The sequence below is a fragment of the Echinicola rosea genome (assembly GCF_005281475.1).
GTDB lineage: Bacteria > Bacteroidota > Bacteroidia > Cytophagales > Cyclobacteriaceae > Echinicola > Echinicola rosea.
On the sequence record NZ_CP040106.1, the window covers coordinates 4886504 to 4906213 of the forward strand.

14 protein-coding genes are annotated in these 19710 nt (G+C 44.4%); 7 read left to right on the forward strand and 7 right to left on the reverse strand.

Annotated elements, in window-relative coordinates:
* Nucleotides 1-610: 610 nt before the first annotated feature.
* Complete coding sequence (locus tag FDP09_RS19065) at nucleotides 611-892, reverse strand: hypothetical protein (protein ID WP_137404178.1); 282 nt, start codon at nucleotides 890-892, stop codon at nucleotides 611-613.
* Between the two features lie 1332 nt (nucleotides 893-2224).
* Between FDP09_RS19065 and FDP09_RS19070 the strand changes: the two genes are divergently transcribed.
* Nucleotides 2225-3538: a hypothetical protein gene (locus FDP09_RS19070; RefSeq protein ID WP_137404179.1), complete on the forward strand. Its 1314-nt coding sequence runs from the start codon at nucleotides 2225-2227 to the stop codon at nucleotides 3536-3538.
* Between the two features lie 292 nt (nucleotides 3539-3830).
* Here FDP09_RS19070 and FDP09_RS19075 read toward each other — a convergent pair whose 3' ends face one another.
* The 4 genes from FDP09_RS19075 to FDP09_RS19090 all read right to left on the reverse strand — a co-directional run bounded on the left by FDP09_RS19075 (nucleotide 3831) and on the right by FDP09_RS19090 (nucleotide 7712).
* The gene (locus tag FDP09_RS19075) at nucleotides 3831-5420 is read right to left on the reverse strand and encodes a sulfatase (RefSeq protein ID WP_137404180.1); all 1590 of its coding nucleotides are present in this window, start codon (nucleotides 5418-5420) and stop codon (nucleotides 3831-3833) included.
* Between the two features lie 194 nt (nucleotides 5421-5614).
* A complete protein-coding gene (locus FDP09_RS19080; protein ID WP_137404181.1) occupies nucleotides 5615-5860 on the reverse strand; it encodes a YtxH domain-containing protein in 246 nt (81 codons plus the stop codon).
* 129 nt (nucleotides 5861-5989) lie between these two features.
* The gene (locus FDP09_RS19085) at nucleotides 5990-6454 is read right to left on the reverse strand and encodes a hypothetical protein (RefSeq protein WP_137404182.1); all 465 of its coding nucleotides are present in this window, start codon (nucleotides 6452-6454) and stop codon (nucleotides 5990-5992) included.
* A gap of 265 nt (nucleotides 6455-6719) precedes the next feature.
* On the reverse strand, nucleotides 6720-7712 hold the full coding sequence (locus FDP09_RS19090; protein ID WP_137404183.1) for a 2-hydroxyacid dehydrogenase: 993 nt from the start codon (nucleotides 7710-7712) through the stop codon (nucleotides 6720-6722).
* 745 nt (nucleotides 7713-8457) lie between these two features.
* On the opposite strand from FDP09_RS19090, the gene FDP09_RS19095 reads away from it, so the two are divergent.
* On the forward strand, nucleotides 8458-8847 hold the full coding sequence (locus FDP09_RS19095) for a hypothetical protein (protein WP_137404184.1): 390 nt from the start codon (nucleotides 8458-8460) through the stop codon (nucleotides 8845-8847).
* Between the two features lie 129 nt (nucleotides 8848-8976).
* Here FDP09_RS19095 and FDP09_RS19100 read toward each other — a convergent pair whose 3' ends face one another.
* Complete coding sequence (locus FDP09_RS19100; RefSeq protein WP_229683461.1) at nucleotides 8977-11460, reverse strand: T9SS C-terminal target domain-containing protein; 2484 nt, start codon at nucleotides 11458-11460, stop codon at nucleotides 8977-8979.
* A 233-nt stretch (nucleotides 11461-11693) separates the two neighbouring features.
* The gene (locus tag FDP09_RS19105; protein WP_137404185.1) at nucleotides 11694-11975 is read right to left on the reverse strand and encodes a hypothetical protein; all 282 of its coding nucleotides are present in this window, start codon (nucleotides 11973-11975) and stop codon (nucleotides 11694-11696) included.
* 1036 nt (nucleotides 11976-13011) lie between these two features.
* Between FDP09_RS19105 and FDP09_RS19110 the strand changes: the two genes are divergently transcribed.
* From FDP09_RS19110 to FDP09_RS19130, 5 genes are all read left to right on the forward strand, one after another.
* On the forward strand, nucleotides 13012-14274 hold the full coding sequence (locus FDP09_RS19110) for a hypothetical protein (RefSeq protein ID WP_137404186.1): 1263 nt from the start codon (nucleotides 13012-13014) through the stop codon (nucleotides 14272-14274).
* Between the two features lie 117 nt (nucleotides 14275-14391).
* On the forward strand, nucleotides 14392-15387 hold the full coding sequence (locus FDP09_RS19115) for a sensor histidine kinase (RefSeq protein ID WP_229683460.1): 996 nt from the start codon (nucleotides 14392-14394) through the stop codon (nucleotides 15385-15387).
* Between the two features lie 216 nt (nucleotides 15388-15603).
* Nucleotides 15604-16371, forward strand: coding sequence for a LytR/AlgR family response regulator transcription factor (locus tag FDP09_RS19120; protein WP_137404188.1), 768 nt, complete (start codon nucleotides 15604-15606; stop codon nucleotides 16369-16371).
* A 499-nt stretch (nucleotides 16372-16870) separates the two neighbouring features.
* Complete coding sequence (locus FDP09_RS19125) at nucleotides 16871-18586, forward strand: pectate lyase family protein (RefSeq protein WP_137404189.1); 1716 nt, start codon at nucleotides 16871-16873, stop codon at nucleotides 18584-18586.
* Nucleotides 18587-18974: 388 nt separating this feature from the next.
* Nucleotides 18975-19709, forward strand: a complete 735-nt coding sequence (locus tag FDP09_RS19130; protein WP_137404190.1) for a hypothetical protein — start codon at nucleotides 18975-18977, stop codon at nucleotides 19707-19709.
* Nucleotide 19710 lies beyond the last annotated feature (1 nt).

Genomic DNA, 19710 nt, shown 5'->3' on the forward strand with positions numbered 1-19710 from the left:
TTTTTTTAAGAAAACAAAAACAAGTTGGTCATTGAAGGAAAACCTACTTCGGTGAATCTAATGTGCTAAAATTATGTCCTTCCCTCTTTTCAATAATCACCAGGGCAAACGTATTTAGTGTTTTGAAGGGAAACAATTTTCGTGTAGGCATAGCTATCATCCGTGCCGCTGACACTCCTTCGGGAGGTTGAGGAGACCTTAAGCTCCTGGGGATGAATCCGCAGGTTACTAAATTTATCGTGCCGCTGGCACTTTGCCCCGATTTGTACATTGGAAACCGCTGTAGCCTAGGGTCAAGTCAACGCTTAAATGACGGGTAAGGCGGTAGTGGATTTTGGACGAGATCAAGGCGCAAAAAATGCCCTAGCCGTAGCTAAGGAAGTCTTTTTGCAACGTAGAGATAGGCCAAAAGACACACCGGATTACACGTAGGTTTAGGTTTGGCTTGACACTTGATTGCCGAATGGAGGGATAGGCTGAAAGAATGATGAGTTGATTTGGATCGAACAAGCCATCGCACCTATCTGCTCATGTATAGTAGTTGGCTTGGTTGAGGTTAAACCCTGAATCAATGCCGTTTAGTTAAGGGTACTCCTTCCTTTTCATGTACCTAAGAGGTCTTTTTTTGATTGACTTTGACTGGGGAAACCTGATCATCCTGGTGGATTTTATCCTTTTCCTTTTTTCCATTGATGAAAAAAGAAAGAAAAAAATCTAGGCCGGTGGTCTGCCTTTTAAAATGGGACATGGATTTACCCTGCGACGTGCATCCGTCACCCATTTTAATTTCCACCCGATGGCTTCGACCTAAAATTGAGTGGGTCTCGCTGTTCCACGACGCGAGCCAACTCACTTTCTTAACGGCCTCCACCATCGGCTGGAAAACAGGCATACCAAGTGCCGTAATAACCTGAGCTCGACTTAATTTTAGTATAAAAAGCGTCATTGCGAACCCTTTTAAGGAGGATGTGGGTCGGAAAAGGGTGTGGCAATCCCGAAATACCGAGACTGCCACGGCTTCCACCCCTCAAATCTTCCTCTAAGCCTCGCAGTGACGATTTTATAATCGAACTGAGGTTAATAAGGAAACGATACCTTTTTTGGCTCAGGGGGGCTTATCGTTCCGGCTCAACTTGGTTACTTAAGAAAATATACCACTACATGGAATAATGATGATAATTTATCCATAAGAAACTTATTAATCGGATCCGCCTTGCAGGTATTGGGCGTTAAGAAATTAAAAAGCGGGCGGGCAAAAAGGCAGGCTTGTTTGACGAAATGCTGCCCAAAAAGAATGTTGGCAGCTCAAGAAGGTTTACCTGGCTTTAGATAGGCCTGCTTGGCTTTAGACAGGAGGAGTTTGCCTGCATGAGGGGAGGTTTTAATTTTAGGCCAATAGATGCACACCTGTGCGCCGTGGCGTAGCGGCGGTTTTTTTTGGTTACTTTTTTGACCTGAAGCAAAAAAGTAACAAAGGTAAAGGGATGAAAACCACCTAGGGATTTAGCTAGAAAAATAACTGCCCAAGGGAAAAATTATAGAACACATATTTCCAGATACACACTAAACTAAACGGCATTAAACCCAGAATATGCGTTAGCAACTGAGCATCCTGCCTCATCCGCCTTTGGCGGAGGGTCATATAGAAGGTGCAGGTGACAACAAAAAATGATTACACACAAAAGGGTAAGTTCCGTAGGAACGGCAGATATAAATGCAAATAGAAATATTTTTTTTAACTGCGTTTACCATGCAAAAATCACTTGAAATTTCCAATAACCACCATTAATACTTAAATTATCACTTGTCTTTTGGGGAAAGCCAAAAATAATTTTTGGCCCTATATGGATTGTAGTGGGTGAAGATAAAATGCCGGTTATTTTACCGTTGATGCATCATCTTTTCCAATGGGGAATTTCCTGTTCTGCCTTGAGGTATTTGACGTTAAGAAATCAAAGAAGTGGGCTGGAAAAGGCGCAGGCTTGTCTGACGTGAATCAGCACAAAAAGTTGGTTTGCTGCTCAAATGGATGAGTTTGACTGCGCGAGTGCTGGCTTTGATTTTAGCCGAAATCGCTCACCGCAGCGGTTTTTTTTGAATAGTAAGTAGGTCCTCGCAGAAACCACTGAAATCTCAGAAAAGCCTTATTTCATTCTGGGTATTCTGTTCGGTCTGTGAGCAATAAAATCTACGGGCACGAAAGCGTATAATCAAATTATAGTAAATGGAACTAGAACATAAGAAATCAGCTTTCAAAAAATGGCTTGACAACCTCCAACAGGAAAGTTGGCAGTTAGAATTGATCATTTCAGGATTTTTGATCTATGCCCTGTTCAGTGCTTTCGGCACTTTATTGGAAAATTCCACCTTGGCTGCGGCGCAGGAAAACCTCTATAGCAGCATCATTGCCATTTTTTTGGTGTTTTCTGTCTTTATCTTAATGCTTAACCTATGTATCCACTTGATATTAAGGGGGATTTGGATTGCAGCCATTGGACTGAGGTCGGTTTCTGGGGACATCAATTATGAAAAACTAAAATTGAAGGGGAAATTCAAGCCCTTTCTCACAGAAAAGGTAGGACCTTTTGACAAGTACATCGGATTTTTGGAAAAATACAGCAGTGTTGTCTTTGCCAATACTTTCCTGATGATCTTTTTTCTGTTCTCAGTTTTTGTGGTTTTGGGACTTATCCTCCTGATTGACACGGGATTTATGCTTTTGCCACAAAATACTTTTACCATCACGATAAAATATGCTTTTAACTTTATATTTATATTAGGTGCACTGTTGACATTTTTGGATTTCATAACCCTCAGCGGGCTAAAACGTACGGTCTTTTTTAGCAGGTTCTATTATCCAATTTACCGATTTTTCAGTGTGATTACCTTGGCCATGTTTTACCGTCCCATGATCTATAACCTGATCGACAACACGTTTGGCCGTAGGATGATTCGGTTCCTTCTCCCTACTTACCTGTTGATTCTGTTTGTGGCAAGCCTAGACTATCATTACTCCGCCTACCTTCCCTTCGAAGCGGTGTTGTCTCCCAAAAAAAATGAAATAGGTGCCTCTTTGGCCAGTCCAGACCATTACCTCGATGAGCTTAATGCGGATATCTATGTCATCAATGCAGCTGTGCAGTCCAAAACCATCTCAGCAAACCACCTGAAGATTTTCATCTCTTTTCATCGTGAAATCGAGGACATCATCCTGGCCAACTGCCCTCCATTGCAGAAGAGTAAAATCCATAGGGGACTTTACTCGAGAATTCTTCCGCACAAAACCCAAGATGACAACACCATTAAACAAAACCTAAACGCCTACCTTGGCTGTTTCCAACAGCAATTCAATGTTTCCATTGATGGAAAGGCCATTGCAGCAGACTTTGTGATCAGCAGTATTCAAAACGGACAAGTGGGTTTTGAAAGCAATGTGTCCATCAGTCAATTGCCCCCTGGAAAACATGTACTTCTCATTGACCATCCCAGCGACGCTTCAAGAATGTTTGCCTGTATCACGTTTTGGTATTTTCCCTAAAATTTGGTTGTGGGTATTTCCCAAAGGAGAGTTGACCTTACTATTTCTTCGTATTTATTTCTACAAACCTGAGCTCGACTTTATTTTAGTAAAAAAAGCGTCATAGCGAACCCTTTTAAGAAGGATGTGGATTGGAAAAGGGTGTGGCAATCCCGAAATACCGAGACTGCCACGGCTTCCACCCCTCAAATCTCCCTCTAAGCCTCGCAGTGACGATTTTATAATCGAACTGAGATTACTAGTCACAGCATCATACTTCACCCAGGGGACATCAAAACGCATAGGGTACTCATCAATCCTCCGTCACTTTGCTTCCCCACCAATCGGCATTGGGCTGCCAGCCCGGGGAAAGCATGGCTTTTCTATCTTCCTCCAGCCGTTTCCATCTCACTGTCCTTGCACGCATCAGTACTTCCGCTTCCTTACTGGCATCATATGCCGGATCTGGATAGGGATAACTGGCCTGATGGCGCTCCAGATACCCGAAGAGCTTCTGGGTAAGTTTTTTCACCATTTTACCGTGCGATCGGGCCACATCCTCCTGCTCATAGGGATCGGTGACTAAATTATACAGCTCAGCTTGCTTATTTTCCCAATAATAGATCAATTTCCAATCGCCACTTCGGATAATCGCACTGGGATCGCCTCCTTGGTTTCCATAATGGGGATAGTGCCAAAAGAAATCCCGCGATTTCATCTTCTTCCCTTCCATTGCAGGCACCAAGCTCACTCCTTCCACCCCTTTTAGATCTGCAGGATCACCGCCTGTCAACTCCACCAATGTCGGCAAAAAGTCAATATTGCTGGCCGGGCTTTCGATCGTTCCTCCTATTGCTTTGGGCACTTTGATAAAGAAAGGCACGCGAAGCCCTCCTTCCCACTGGTAGCCCTTTCCACCCCTAAGGGGCAAATTGGAAGTGGAAAAATTATCCCCAGAGGAGACACCTCCATGATCAGACGTAAAGATCACGATGGTATTTTCGTCAAGTCCTTTTTTCTCCAATGCTTTCATCACGATGCCCACCGCTTCGTCCATCGCTTCCACCAAGCCACCATAGACCGGATTATCCTGCACCTGCCTGATCGGCAGCCTACGCTCCATGGAATAGCCGTGATCTGCGATTCCGGCCGATTCAGCTTTGTTGCGGTACTTTGACCACTTTTCGGAGGTAGTCTGTATCGGGCCATGGACAGCATAGAAAGAGAGCATCGCAAAAAACGGCCGATCATGTGCTTGTTCAATAAACGTAGCTGTTTCTTCTGCTAGGCGAATGCTGAGGTTTTCTCCATCAGGCCCTTGGCTGAGCTTGGGATTATCGTAGGGTGCAAAATAGCCACCTTTAGGGCTTCCGGCTTCATAGCCACCAATATTGGTATCAAACCCATGGTCTTCCGGGTATGAGCCTTGGCCACCCAAATGCCATTTCCCGGCAAAAAAGGTCTCGTACCCATTGGCCTTCATGGCCTCTGGAAGGGTCACCAGCTCCGATGGCAGTGTGTGGGCATATTCAGGAGGCAGCAGCTGCGTATGCCTGCCATATTTCCTCCAGCCTTCCCCTTCCGGAGCCCCTATCCAATCGGTAATCCCATGGACCGCCGGTGTGACACCTGTCATCAGTCCAGCCCGGGAGGGGCTACAGACACGAGAAGAAGCATATCCTTGCTCAAAACGGAAGGATTGCTCCCCAAGCTTATCAATATGCGGTGTCTCATAAAATTCGCTACCGGTAATTCCCAGATCATGGTATCCCAGATCATCCACTAGTATCAACAGTACATTAGGCTTACCGCTTTCCTGTCCATACGCGGGAGCATTTGCCACACTCCAGGATAAAAATACGATACACAACCACATTTTCCATTTATAAACCAAATTGCCCATGATGCCTGAATTATTTACTCGTTTTTACAAACCAACAACTTACAAACTATATACTTTCGAAACACACAAAAACATAAGATTTTAAAGATAATGCAAAAAATTACACAAGATTAGGCAAAAAAAATCCCCGATTCGTAAATCGGGGATCTCGACCTGAATGTTAACCTTCAGGATTTTAATATGTCGCTAATTAATTAAGACTCTTTGGGAAGAACGGCATCCTTTTGCGCCTTTACCTTCTTGCTTAAATCAGAAATAGAACCTTTAAGTTCATCAAATTTCTTGTCTAATTTTCCATTAAGGTTATTAGCCAAATCCTCGCCTTGCTTTTGAACCTTTTTTCTGGTTTTACCTCCTTCATCAGGAGCAAACATAATTCCCAAAGCGACTCCGGCTGCTAGTCCGGCTACTAAACCTAATAATACTTTTCCTTCACCCATAATTTTACAATTTTTAGTGATTTAAACTAGTTTTAATTTATTTTTACAAAATTACGCCCCATGGTTAAAAACTTATGTACCAAATGGATACGTACACTCATCATCAATCAACAACCATGCTAAAGTTGATCACATTCCCTGATAATCTTGATCATTTTCTTTTTGAAGCCGGCTCAGCCCATCTTCTGTTAGGGTGAAAATCTGCTTTTTCAATGTTCTAAAATCTTTCGCAAAAAAGGCAACCAATTCTTCCAGTTCCTCTTGCCTTCTGAAGATTTTGCTAGTCATGGGATGCCCTTCATAACACCGCTGACTAATGTCGTGAAGTTGGCGGCTGACCTTATCATCCAGCGCTTCCCTTCTTCGATCCAGGATCGACAAACGATTTTCCATTCTTCTGGAAACGTTAAAATCGAGTTCTTCCAAAAAATGATGAAAATAACCCGCCATTAATTTTTTCAGAAAACGAATTTCATCTTGGTAAAAAGCCAAATCAGAACGCCAATGTTCACCAAGTGCATAAAACTCAGTGCTCATATCACCATTTTGGTGCATTATCATCCCTTGATCCTTGGCTCCCAAATCAGCTTCCATAACATTAGCGATAGAAGTAAACTAAAATCTTACTGTAAAATCCTCATTCCCTCAGGCAGCCTTCCTTTAAAATTGCCTTCGATGAATGGTAAAAGGCGTCTCCACAGACGTCACCTTTATGCCCACGATGGGCATAAGGGCACCTCATCGTTTCTGACATCTGACATGTATAATTTAACCAAATGAATGCCTATTGGCAACAAAAACTGCAAAAATAAATACGATTTCCGTCAAAAACGATACGATCAAATACATCCAAGGAACCTTATCCGCCCTTTAGTTCATGGGGACTGGACTCTTTATTGGCCCAGCAGTTTAGGTTAAAAGCAGTGACATTGGCTATTTTTGCCAATGCTTCCTTGGTCAAAAAAGCTTGGTGGCTCGTGATCAGGACATTCTGAAAGGTGAGCAAGCGGGCGATCACATCATCCTGAAGGATATCTTCCGAATGGTCCTCGAAGAAAAGGTCTTCCTCCTCTTCATACACATCCATTCCGAAGCTGCCTATTTGGCCAGTTTTCAAGGCATCAATGACTTCTTTGGTATTCACCAAGGCACCCCTACTGGTATTGATGAGCATCACTCCCTTCTTCATGTGATCGATGCTGGAACTATTGACCATGTACTTAGAGTCGGACGTAAGGGGAAGGTGTAGGGTAATAATATCGGATTGGCTACAGAGGGTTTTAAAATCCACATACTTAATGGCCACTTCTTCCCTTAACCCCTCATTGATAAAGGGATCATATGCCAGTAGCGTACATCCAAAACCACTCAGTGTCTTGGCTACTTTGCTGCCTATTTTACCCGTACCGGCGATGCCAATCGTCTTTCCCTCCATGTCAAAGCCCACTAAGCCATCCAGGGAAAAATTAAGATCCCTCACCCTGTTATGGGCCTTGACCAGTTTGCGGTTTAGGGACAGCATCAGCGCCACGGTATGTTCTGCAATGGCCGCAGGTGAATATTCCGGCACACGGGCCACCTTAATGCCCAGTGCTTCCGCTGCTGAAAGATCCACATGGTTAAATCCTGCAGAGCGCAAGGCCAAATACCTTACCCCCATCTGCTGTAACTTTTCCAATACTGGCCGAGCACAATTATCGGTCACAAAAACGGCCACCGCCTCACTACCTGCGGCCAAATCCACGGTATCCATGGTCAGCCGCATCTCCAACAATTTAATTTCATGTCCTAAAAGGGCTTCTTGTAAATAAGCATGCTCAAATTTATGGGCACTGAATGCGGTAATTTTCATTGTCATCGAATTAAAAGGTGGGTATTTTTTAGTACTAAATTGTCAAATCAGGTTGCCCTATAAAACCCTCCGACCTTATGACAACTGGTGTTTTGCCGTCTCGCTGCGGTGAAGGACTTCCCTATATTTGACCTGAACCTGACAAAATAGGTTGGGTAATTTCAGGATGATTGCAACACACTATGCGCCTCCCGAATGCTTTAAAAATCACTTACTAAAAATAGCCGATTTTAAACTTACTTCAAAAATATCAAGGTCCAAAATTTAGGTAAATGCAGCCAAATCGTTATTGCCCCGAATGCCTGACAAACAATATATGAGGCAACTAGATGCCGTGATTGCCCTGCACTATACGTCCAGTTTACCTAGACCATTTCCCCCTTGACTTCTACTATTCCTTTTCTTCAGCAACCAGACATCCCGTCGCATCATGCAACATAATCGACCTGATATTGGGTTTGAACAATGCATTAAATCAAACGAAATACCTAACACTTTCTTAAGAATATGATTTAAATCATGGCCATTTACTTTAAAAAAATCATTTTTATTTGTTCATTTACAAGTGAAAACTAGGTAAAAATACCTAAAAGTACATAATCCCTAATTATTATCTACACGGAAGAGGGGAACGGACATCAACATGTGCCTAAAACGGAAACACCAACTCCCAATAGGCTTCTTACCGAAAAATAAAGCGGCATTGAAATTGTTAATGTAGCTGAGAACCTCTCCAACTTATTTTATGGTTGAAATTGTAATTATTGAAAAGGACCTTGATCTGGCCGACAATATTTGTGAAATCCTTAAATATGGTAATTTCACTCCTGTCGCCCTTAAAACAATCCCTGAAAGCCTGGACATTGACAAGCTTAATCCCTCGCTGTTTATCGTTGGAGAAGAGGATAAAAATGACCAACAACTTATGGGAAGAATAAGCAAATTGTGTAACCATTTCCACTGTCCAGTAGTAGTGCTTTCTTCCGGCCTGTATTCAGCTTATGAAAATCCACACGCTGCCTGCACCCTAAAAACTGCAACTGTAAACAAACCCTTTACTTTCCGGTCATTGCACTCCGCTGTCAATAGGCTACTTAAGGAGCAAGGTGCTAAAACGACCATGTGCATTAGCTGAGGAATAAGGCCTTGATTTTTTTTCAAAACCGAAAGAAGGCTGAAGCGTAGCCACTCCAGCCTTCTTTTCAGGCAATCCTTGTCCACAGGAAAAGGGCTGCCATCAATTAACAAAAACCCAAATAACGAATTAATTATCTTTAACGAAGACGTTTACCCATCTGGTCATGGTGTGGCCTTCCTTATCTTCTACATTGACTTTTACGGCAGCCAGTCCTGCTTCTACAGGTGTAAAGATCAAGTGATCATCCTGGATGGTAAAAGGCTGGTCTTTTTGCTCTTCCAGTGAATAGTGAAGTCCATCTTCAAATCCCTTGAACAGTGGTTTGAGGGCCAGGTTCAGGGCATCACCTTTCTCCATAAAGTAATGCGGCCTGGACATCCAATCCAAATATTCGTCTAGCTGGGTAAAACCATCGCGGTCTTTATCCTGGTTGGCATCCGAAAAGTCACCATGATCACTGTTAGGATTCAGTCCTTTGGCTTCCTCCCACCAATCAGGCAAGCCGTCTTGATCGCTATCCCAGTTTTCGGGACGCTTCACCTCAGGATAATCTTCCCATCCCCCTACATCCTTCTCCGTATCCGGCATTCCGGGAATGCCGCTTAAGCTGCCTTTGTAAGTATAGGTACTGTCCAAGGTTTCTTGGATGATCCTTTGGTCATGATCATCTAACACTGGCTGGTTGGCACCGACATCTGACAATACGATTTTATATGCTTCCCTAGCGGGCTGCGTGGTAATGTGTGATGGAAAAAAGGGTTCGTCCACAAAGCCTTCATATTTCTTGTAATCTCCATTATGATAGCGCTCTCTTCTTCCTTCTTCCTGATTATCTTCGTCAAAATAACCCGGCATCACGTTACCGGAAAAATACCCCCGCTGTGTCCCCAGCCCTACACCTTCATGATCGATGGTCAAGGCGATAAAATGCTTGGTACCCGGGCCTGGTTTATAGTAATTGTTGACAAAATTCACCTCATGGGACCCGCCATCTGTCGTCCTGCTTCCCCAGTTGTAAACCACATTGTTCCGAATATCCAATTTACCTTTGTAGTAAGCATTGCCATCCAGTCCACTGCCCATACTCCAGTTTCTGCCATAGTTATGAGCCAACAAATTATGGTGGAAACTCCCAATATCACCACCGATCGTGGCCGCATATCCGTGCATTTTCCCCTGTTCGTATTTACTATGGTCGGCTACATTGAGGGCTTCGGCGATCAAAGTTTTCTGTAGGGTAATATGATGCGCTCCCCGCGAACTAAAGGATTCATCGATCGTCCACCGGATGGAACAATGATCAATAATGCTATAGTTGGCACCTGTAAGTCCCATACCGTCAAAGGTACGTCCCGAACCGATGCCTACTCGAAGAAAACGGGCCACCCCATCATCACCGGTGATGCCCAATGGCGCCCTTTTGATCATAATTCCTTTTCCAGGAGCCGTTTGTCCTGCAATCGTCACATAGGGCTGGTTGGAAACCAATCTGGACTTAAGCTCAATCGTCCCTCCCACCGCAAAAACAATGGTTCTTGGGCCTATATCATTGGTCACCGCTTCCCGCAAGCTTCCCGGACCGCTGTCGTTAAGGTTGGTCACGATGACCACTTTGCCACCTCTACCACCACGCGCGTAGCGACCATATCCTTCCGCTCCTCGAAATGCCAACTGGGCTGGCCTGAAATACCACACATTTCCTTTGGTGATCTCCCCGGACGGACCTACTTCGTCCACCCTCCAATAATAGGTATCCATGCTGTAGAGATCATTCACCTGATATTCGTTTGCTGTAAGTTCTCCTTGGTAAGCATCATCTTGGGGAGTAGCCTTCGATACGGATGTTTTTGACGTACCGAAATACAGCTGGTGCTTCACGCCTCTTTCGGCAGGTTCCCATTTCAGCGTTACACCACTGTCCGCTTCCACGTGTTCGTCACCATCTTCAGGCACCGGATTTTTTGCTTGCTTTTTTATATCGGGCCTGTTCAGCTCAAACCCATTCCAAACCAAGGCCGCAGCATTGGTTTGGTCTTTGGGATCGTTCACCATCCTGATGGTCACTGCTTCACCTGCTGCTACTTCAAATGTCAAGTACGCTGTAGCCGTGACAGCCCTGCTATCTGCCCTATTACTGGGCATCAGGTCATCCATCTGCAATTCATCATTGACATAAATATCAATAGGAGAAAACGTATGGTTTTCCGGATTGTCAAACGTATTGTAAAAATTCATCAGGGTATGCTTCCCGGCCGGAAGTCCATCGATGGTCAAGATTATCTCTTCATTGGCCACCACTCCGTCATTGCTTAGGCGAGCGTAAAAGGGGGCTTGGACACCTGCCTTATACCAACTGGAATGTAGTCCGTCACCGCTTACGGTAAAGGTTATATCGGAAAAATCAGCTTCTGCTTTATTTCCTTCTTCCACTACCCAGGAAGTGTATCCAGGCTCGTTCACCTCTCCTAACTTCCTTCCTCCAAAATCAAAATCAACTTTTAACGCTGGCGACTGTGCATAGCCGTGGGTAGCCATAAGTCCTAAAATGGCCAAGCATACCCATTGATAAAAATACGCTCGTAAAGGTGCAATCGTTCGCTTCATCATCATGCTATTGGTTATTTTTGGTGTTGGACGCTTCCTGATTAAGGCAATAATCGGCATCCACTAGCTTTAAGAACTGCTTGAAAGTACTATCTATTTTTCCCTTAAATGAGTGTATTTCTGCCAAAATGGATATTTGTCCACTGAATCGGGAAATAAAGTGGCCGAATGATCAATGAAGAATTCTACCCGCATTATCAATGCCGTTTAGTTAAGGGGATTTCCTTCTTTTCATATACCTAAAAGTCCTTTTTTTGATTGACTTTGACTGGGGAAACCTGATCATCCTGGTGGATTTTATCCTTTCCCTTTTTTCCATTGATGAAAAAAGAAAGAAAAAAATCTAGGCCGGTGGTCTGCCCTTTAAAATGGGACATGGATTTACCCTGCGACGTGGATCCGTCACCCATTTTAATTTCCACCCGATGGCTACGGCCTAAAAGCGAGTGGGTCTCGCTGTTCCACGACGCGAGCCAACTCACTTTCTTAACGGCCTCCACCATCGGCTGGAAAACAGGCATACCAAGGGCCGTCAAAAGGAAGCGATACCTTTTTGGGACTTATTAACCTCAGTTCGATTTTAAAATCGTCACTGCGAGGCTTAGAGGGAGATATGAGGGGTGGAAGCCGTGGCAGTCTCCGTATTTCAGGATTGCCACCCCCTTTTCCAACCCACATCTTCCTTAAAAGGGTTCGCAACGATTTTAATACAAAAATTAAGTCGAGCTCAGGTTATTAACTGAATCCGCCTTGCAGCTATTGGGCGTTAAGAAATTAAAAAGCGGGTGGGCAAAAAGGCAGGCTTGTTTGACGAAATACTAGCCAAAAATAATGTTGGCTGCTAGAAAAGGAGGAGTTTGCCTGCATGAGGGAAGGTTTTAATTTTAGCCCAATAGCTGCACACCTGTGCGCCGTGGCGTAGCGGCGGGGTTTTTGGGTTACTTTTTTGACCTGAAGCAAAAAAGTGACAAAGGTATAGAGGTGAAGACCATCTTTGAATTTAGCAGAAAAATAATAGAACCAATATTTCCAAATTCACACTAACTAAAGGACATTGCCCGCATTATGCACTAGCCTATCTATTGCGACCTGACACTACTTCAAAATCAGTCGCTTCGCTGCTGTTTTCGATTCTACCAAGCGGCAGACAGATTCACCATCAGCCGCGACGGATGATTCAATCTCCAAACAGCCTGATTTGTAAGCGTCCTGCATAAAGCGGGTTGAAGAGAAACAATTTTCGTGTAGGCCTAGCTATCATCCGTGCCGATGGCACTCCTTCGGGAGGATGAGGAGCGCTTAAGCTCCTGCGGATGAATCCGCAGGTTACTAAATTAATCGTGCCGCTGGCACTTTGCCCCGATTTGTACATTGGAAACCGCAAGAAAAGCTGAAAGCACAAACAAACTGTTTCAGATCACAAAGGAGGGGCTAATGCCTGCTTCTGGTATTTCAGCTTCCTGACATCCCGATTCAGCAAGGCCCTGTCCCTGTTAGAAGATTTTCCTTTGCCGATAGCTATTCTTTTACTTTACTTCATACATTCGTAAATCCAAAATGTATATCCGATTGATCCATATCCGGTCTTTTTTATTATGCGTGGCATCCTTTTTCCTCCCTGCCCAACTACAGGCACAACAGGAAGCTTTTATCTATGGGGAAGTAGAGCTTCGGAATGAAACCAAGCTAAAAGGGAAAATTACTTGGAGTGCTGGTCAAAGCCTCTGGGTGGACCTATTGGTAGCCGAAAAAAAGGACAACACCATCCTCGAACACCTTAGCCAGGATGATATCCCTCACCTCAGTGCAGGAGAAAAAAAAGCAGAATGGGGATTTATGGCCCTTTGGAAAAACCAATACCCTTCTCGCAAACTGACCTTCCGAAGCCAATTTGGGAACATCCTGGAAATTATGGTCACCGGAGATGATGATGCGACGATCGTACTGAAAAACCATGAAAACATCCGGATATTTTTAAATGATGACCAGGAATATGCCCACCAACTGGGCGAAACCATCACCGTTCAGGTCGAAAGCGGAGAAAAGAAGCCGCTCTCATGGAAAACAATCGAACGCATCAGGTTTCGAAAAACACCTGCAAACCTACCGAATTTTGAAAGCAAGCCGCTTTACGGCCTTGTAACCACCAGAACAGGTTATGCCTACCAAGGCTTGGTCAAGTGGGACATGAACGAACACCTCGATGACCAGTACCTGGACGGCACCACCATCGATGACCGCAGTGCACGCTACCACTTTTATGAGGTGAAATCCATTCGTCCAAAAAACAAAGGCTCCCTTATCCAATTACAATCCAACAAAGAAATTTACCTCCACGAACTGACCAATGTAACCAATAAAAATGCAGGCATCCAAATACGCAATCCCCATTGGGGTCAGATAGCGCTGAAATGGGGTGATTTTAAAACCGCCCATTTCACTCCCTATCCGACCGAAACAGGATTTGGTTATGATGATTTTGAGACCCCCAGTGCACTCTACGGCACTGTCAAATTAAAAAGTGGACAGGAAATCACCGGATCCATATACTATGACCTCGATGAACACTGGAACATCGAAACCCTGGATGGTTGGGCGCAAGGTGGTGGTCTAAGGCAAGTCCCTTTCTCATTGATCAAGGAAATTTACCCGGTAAGTGATACCCATACAGCAGCGATCTTGGTCGATGATGAGAAAATTATTCTTGGAGAACGAAGCGATGTGGACCAAAACAATTGGGGCATCATGATCAGGTCAACGGACGGCCAGTTCAGCTATGTGCCGTGGCAAAATTTGCGCAAGCTAACATTTGATCACTAAAGGGCTTTTAGTACTTTTTCGATGCAAAGATTTAAATTGCACCACAATTCAGTTAAATTTTCTTCGATCTGGATGGAAATGAAAAAGGTGTTTAAAAACAAAAAATGGGTTATCGCTATGGCTGCAACCGCAATACTGCCCGTAATGGGCATGTTTGCACTTGGCGAAAACAGCTATGCAGCTGCCTTGCTGTGGATCATTGCTGTCCTGGCCCTACTGATCTGGGGAAACATCAAAATCCATCAGCTTCTGGACAAGATACACCCGTGGGGAAAACTGCCTCTCCGTCGGTTTTTGACCCAGTTTTTGGTCAGTGGGATCTATTCTCTGATTTGCATCAACGTTTGCTATTATTTTCTCAAAACACTCTTTATCGGATTGCCTCCTGATGGTGAGCAAATGCTTCTTTTGAACATTTATGGTCTGCTCTTTTACATCCCGGTAATGTCCATAAATTTTGGAGTTTTCTTTATGCAAAGGTGGAAAAAAGCCACGCTCAGGACCGAGCAACTCCAAGCTGAAAATCTCAAAAGCCGCTTGGAATCCCTGAAAATGCACATAGATCCCCACTTTTTGTTCAACAACCTGAATGTACTTTCCTCATTGATCGATATAGATACGGAGAATGCTCACAGGTTTCTGGACAAATTCGCGGAAGTTTACCGTTATGTCCTCCAACATCGTGATGAGGAGCTAGTAGAACTGGATACGGAAATCGCCTTCATCCACTCCTATATTTACCTCTTCCAGCAGCGTCTAAATCGACAATTGAACATCTCCATTGACTATCGTCCCTCCAAGGTTACCCATTACATTCCTACCTTGGCGGTGCAAATGCTACTGGAAAATGCCATCAAACACAATGTCGCTACCGCATCCCAGCCATTGGCCATTGAGATTTATAGGGATGGCGACCGATATATCATCGTAGAAAACACCTACCAGCCCAAACAACAGGAAGGAGGCTCCTTGCCAAAATCGGGCCTGGACAACATTATTAAAAGATTGGCCTATTTCTCCGATGAAGAAATGGTCATCTCCCAAAGTGATACTAAATTTACCGTTAAACTGCCCCTTCTGCAAGTGTCAAGTCAACGCTTAAATGACGGGTAAGGCAGAAGTGTATTTTGGACAAGATCAGGGCCCGAAAAACACCTATCCGTTGTAAGGGAAGTCTTTTTGTAACACAGAGATAGGCTAAAAGACGCACCCGATTACACGGAGGTTTAGGCCTGCTTGCCGACAAAGGCAGGATTGACTTGACACTTGGGGATAGCCGTATAGGGCAACATTACTAATTAACCAAAACCAATATCAAACCCATCCATTATGAAGGTACTGATCGTAGAAGATGAGGATTTAGCAGCAGCCAAATTGACGAAAATGCTGGAAAAATATGACAGCTCGATACGGATTTTGGGAAACCTTACCTCTGTAAAGGACACCGTCCAATGGCTCCGACAAAATGCGGCACCTGACCTGATCATGATGGACATTCGTATCGATGATGGTGTGTGCTTTGAGATATTCCAAGAAGTGGAGGTTACCAGCCCCGTGATCTTTACCACCGCTTACGATCAATATGCCATCAAGGCCTTTCAAGTCCACAGCATTGATTACCTGCTGAAGCCGTTTTCTTATGAAAAATTGGAAAAGAGCTTGGAAAAACTAAAAAAAATCAACCAAAATCCGCCCACAGCCTCCCCTACGGTCAAGGTAGAGGAACTGCTTCAGGCATTACAACGTAATGAACCTTCTTATAAATCCCGTTTTTTGGTCAAAGCAGGTACAAAAATCCGTTCCGTAAAAACAGAAGACATCGCTTACATCTATACCGACAGGAAGCTGAATATCCTGGTCACCAACACTGGTGACCGCTATCCTCTCGACCAATCATTAGATGAACTCTCCCAAGTGCTGGATCCTGACATCTTTTTTAGGGCAAATCGGCAACTGGTCCTTCATATTGATGCGGTATCCACCATCCACCCCTATTTCAAAGGGCGCGTAAAGCTAGACCTTGATCCACCGCTTGACGCTGAAATCATCATCAGCAGCGAAAAGACACCTGACTTCAAAGCTTGGCTGGACAAGTAGTCATTTTGTGAGAAGTGTGTGAGTCTTGCGTATTGAGATATCAGTCCTGAGACTTGAGACAAATGGCGATTGTATTTGGTATTGGGCAATTTGGATGTGCTGGGTCTCTGTCCCTCCACTTAAAAAAAGGAGCTGCCATGGGTGACCACCGGCTAAGCTCATGCACCCTTAACTTTTCCTGATCAGGTTTCGGTTACCTTCCGGAATCCTTGTCGATAAAAATCAAGAAGATAATACACCTAAATTCCTAGGGTCAAAAAGTCTGGATAGAAAATAACAGGTGAACAATGAAAAAGTGTCAAGGGATCCCAGGACCTGACAGCCCAACATCATCAATAATTCCAACGCAGAAATATCCCAATTCGAGGCAAGATTTTCCCTTTTGAAGGACGATTGGTTATTGGCTTCTTTTTTTTAAAGTAAGTTAGGATTACTAAAACAGGCAAAAAGATCAACTTTCGATTGTCGAACTCTAAAGAAAACAATAAACCAAATTACAATGCTAAAAACTCGAATCAGTTTTTTATGCTTGGCCATCACCATCATCTCCTTCTCGAAGGTGCTGGCCCAGTACCCGGACGTATCTTCCAAAGAGCGGGCAAAAGCAGACTCCATCAAATCAGTGGCCTTAAAGCATTCCGATGAGGCTTGGGAAAAAGCCCGAATAGCCGTTTATCGTGAAGAAATGCAAGGCAAACCTTATATTCCTTGGGCAGCACGACCGACCGATCTTCCCCAAGCAGAAATCCCCGCATTCCCTGGTGCCGAAGGTGGCGGAATGTACAGCTTTGGTGGCCGGGGAGGAAAAGTCATCACCGTCACCAGCTTGGAAGATCATGGCCCCGGCACCCTCCGAGAAGCCTGTGAAACCGGTGGCGCCCGCATCATTGTCTTTAACGTAGCCGGTATCATCCAACTGGAAACACCCCTGATCATCAGGGCACCCTATGTGACCATAGCTGGCCAAACTGCTCCCGGAGATGGGGTCTGTGTGGCTGGAGAAACCGTGTGGGTGGACACTCATGATGTGGTGATCAGACACATGAGGTTCCGTAGAGGAGAAACCTTCGTGGGACGCAGAGATGATGCCATCGGTGGCAACCCCGTTGGGAATATCATGATCGACCACGTTTCTGCCAGTTGGGGACTGGACGAAAATATGTCCATCTACCGCCATATGTACGACCCAGGCGGAGGATATAAAAGAGAAAAACTGCCGACGGTAAACATCACCATCCAAAACAGCATCTTCTCAGAAGACCTGGACACTTATAATCACTCCTTGGGCAGCACCTTGGGAGGCGAGAATTGCTCTTTTATGCGAAACCTATGGGCCAGCAATGCCGGCAGGAATCCCTCCATTGGCTGGAATGGTATCTTTAACTTCGTCAACAACATCGTATTCAACTGGTCCCATCGAACCACAGACGGAGGGGACTACAAGGCCAAATACAATATCATCAACAACTATTATAAACCAGGACCTGTAACCGATCTCAGCAGATCGGTAAGCTATAGAATCCTCAAGCCAGAAGCTGGCAGAAGTGACTTAGACTCTATGGTTTTTGGACGGGCTTTCGTGAAAGGCAACATAGTAGAGGGCAATAATGAAGTCACCGAAGACAACTGGAACGGGGGTGTGCAAATGGAAGGAAAAGACGGTCAGCTAATGACCTTTTCGGAAGCCAAGCATTATTTTCCCCGAATGAAATCCGAAAAGCCTTTCCCCATGCCACACCTGACCATCATGCCTACTGAGGAAGCTGTCCCATTTGTGATGGAAAATGTAGGGGCCACATTTCCTAAAAGAGACCCTGTGGACCAGCGAATCATCAGAACCGTCAAAACCGGAAAGCCCGAATACGTGGAAGGATTGGATCCAGCATCCTTTTACCAATTCGAGCACAGAAGGCTTCCAAGGGACTCTTATAAAAATGGCATTATCACCGATATCAGCCAAGTGGGCGGATATCCAGCATACAAAGGTACTCCGTACCAGGATACCGATAAGGATGGAATGCCTGATGAATGGGAACTTAAATACGGCCTCGATCCTCAGGACGCTACTGATGCCAACGGCGATATCAATGGGGATGGCTATACCAATATCGAAAAATACATCAACGGAATTGACCCTAAACTAAACGTTGATTGGACCAACCTGTCTAATAATGAAGACACGTTGGCCAAAAATGGACTTTCAGTGGATAAATAAAGGTTAATGATTTCATCAAGTCCAAAGGAGCCCGGCAAAACCGGGCTCTTCTTATTTCCCCCCTTACCTTCAACCCGGATTATGCGTTAGGAATCGTAGTGAGAGCTGAAATTGCAAGAAAATCAGTTAGTTTGGAGGCATTAGCGTAGCACCGCTACGGTTATGCCGAAAACTAAAGTGAAACGGCTTATTTTGTCCGCCGCGGCGGATCAGGTCGCAACAGATAGGCTAATGCATATTCCGGGTTCAAAATGGTAGAAACAACCATTTATAAATCCTCGACCACCATTCATTGATCTAAACATCCCCACTACAACCATTTATCACCGAATAAAAACAATTACCAAATTATGTTTTATTTTCATAAGCGAATTATCTAATTTGCCTTATGATCAAATATTTTTGCTCGGGAACTACGACATTGTTTTTTCTCCTATTTTGCTTTTCGGGCCATGCACAAAATTTGGCCAGTGGCCATGCATTGCTTCTTGAAGCTTATAAAGAAAAAATCCCCCATCCGCAGGAAACTGCCACCGGTGGGCAATATGAGGTGGGGAGTTTGTTTTATGTGGATGGGACACCCTTTCTTGAATCCTCCGAATTTACCAAAGGACAGGTTACCATTAACGGGGAGGAATTTGACCAAGTCCTGCTAAACTTTGATGTGGTCAGGGATCAGCTGATCACCTATCACCCCAGAAATTACCAACAAATCATTTTGGATTATCGAAAGGTGCAGGCCTTTCAGCTCCAAAATGGAAGGAAATTTATCCAAGTCGAAGAAAACCCTGGATACTCATGGCACTTTAACGGGTATTATGAAGTCCTCTGGGATGATAAAATCACCATTTTATCCAAACACTATAAGGAAGAAGAAATCAAAAAAGACCACGGTTCCTCGGACAAATCCTTCGAATTCGAAATCCATGAAGATTTCTTCGTCATGACCTCACAGGGATTTCACCGGATCAACCGTAAGAAGGATATTGAAACGTACATGGGCATACCCAAAAAACAGGTCAAACAACTCTTGAAAAAAGAAGGATTAAGGTTTAAAAAACAACTGAGGGAAGTACTGGTGGTCCTTGGTGCATTTTATTCCTCCGAAAAAACCAACTACTAGC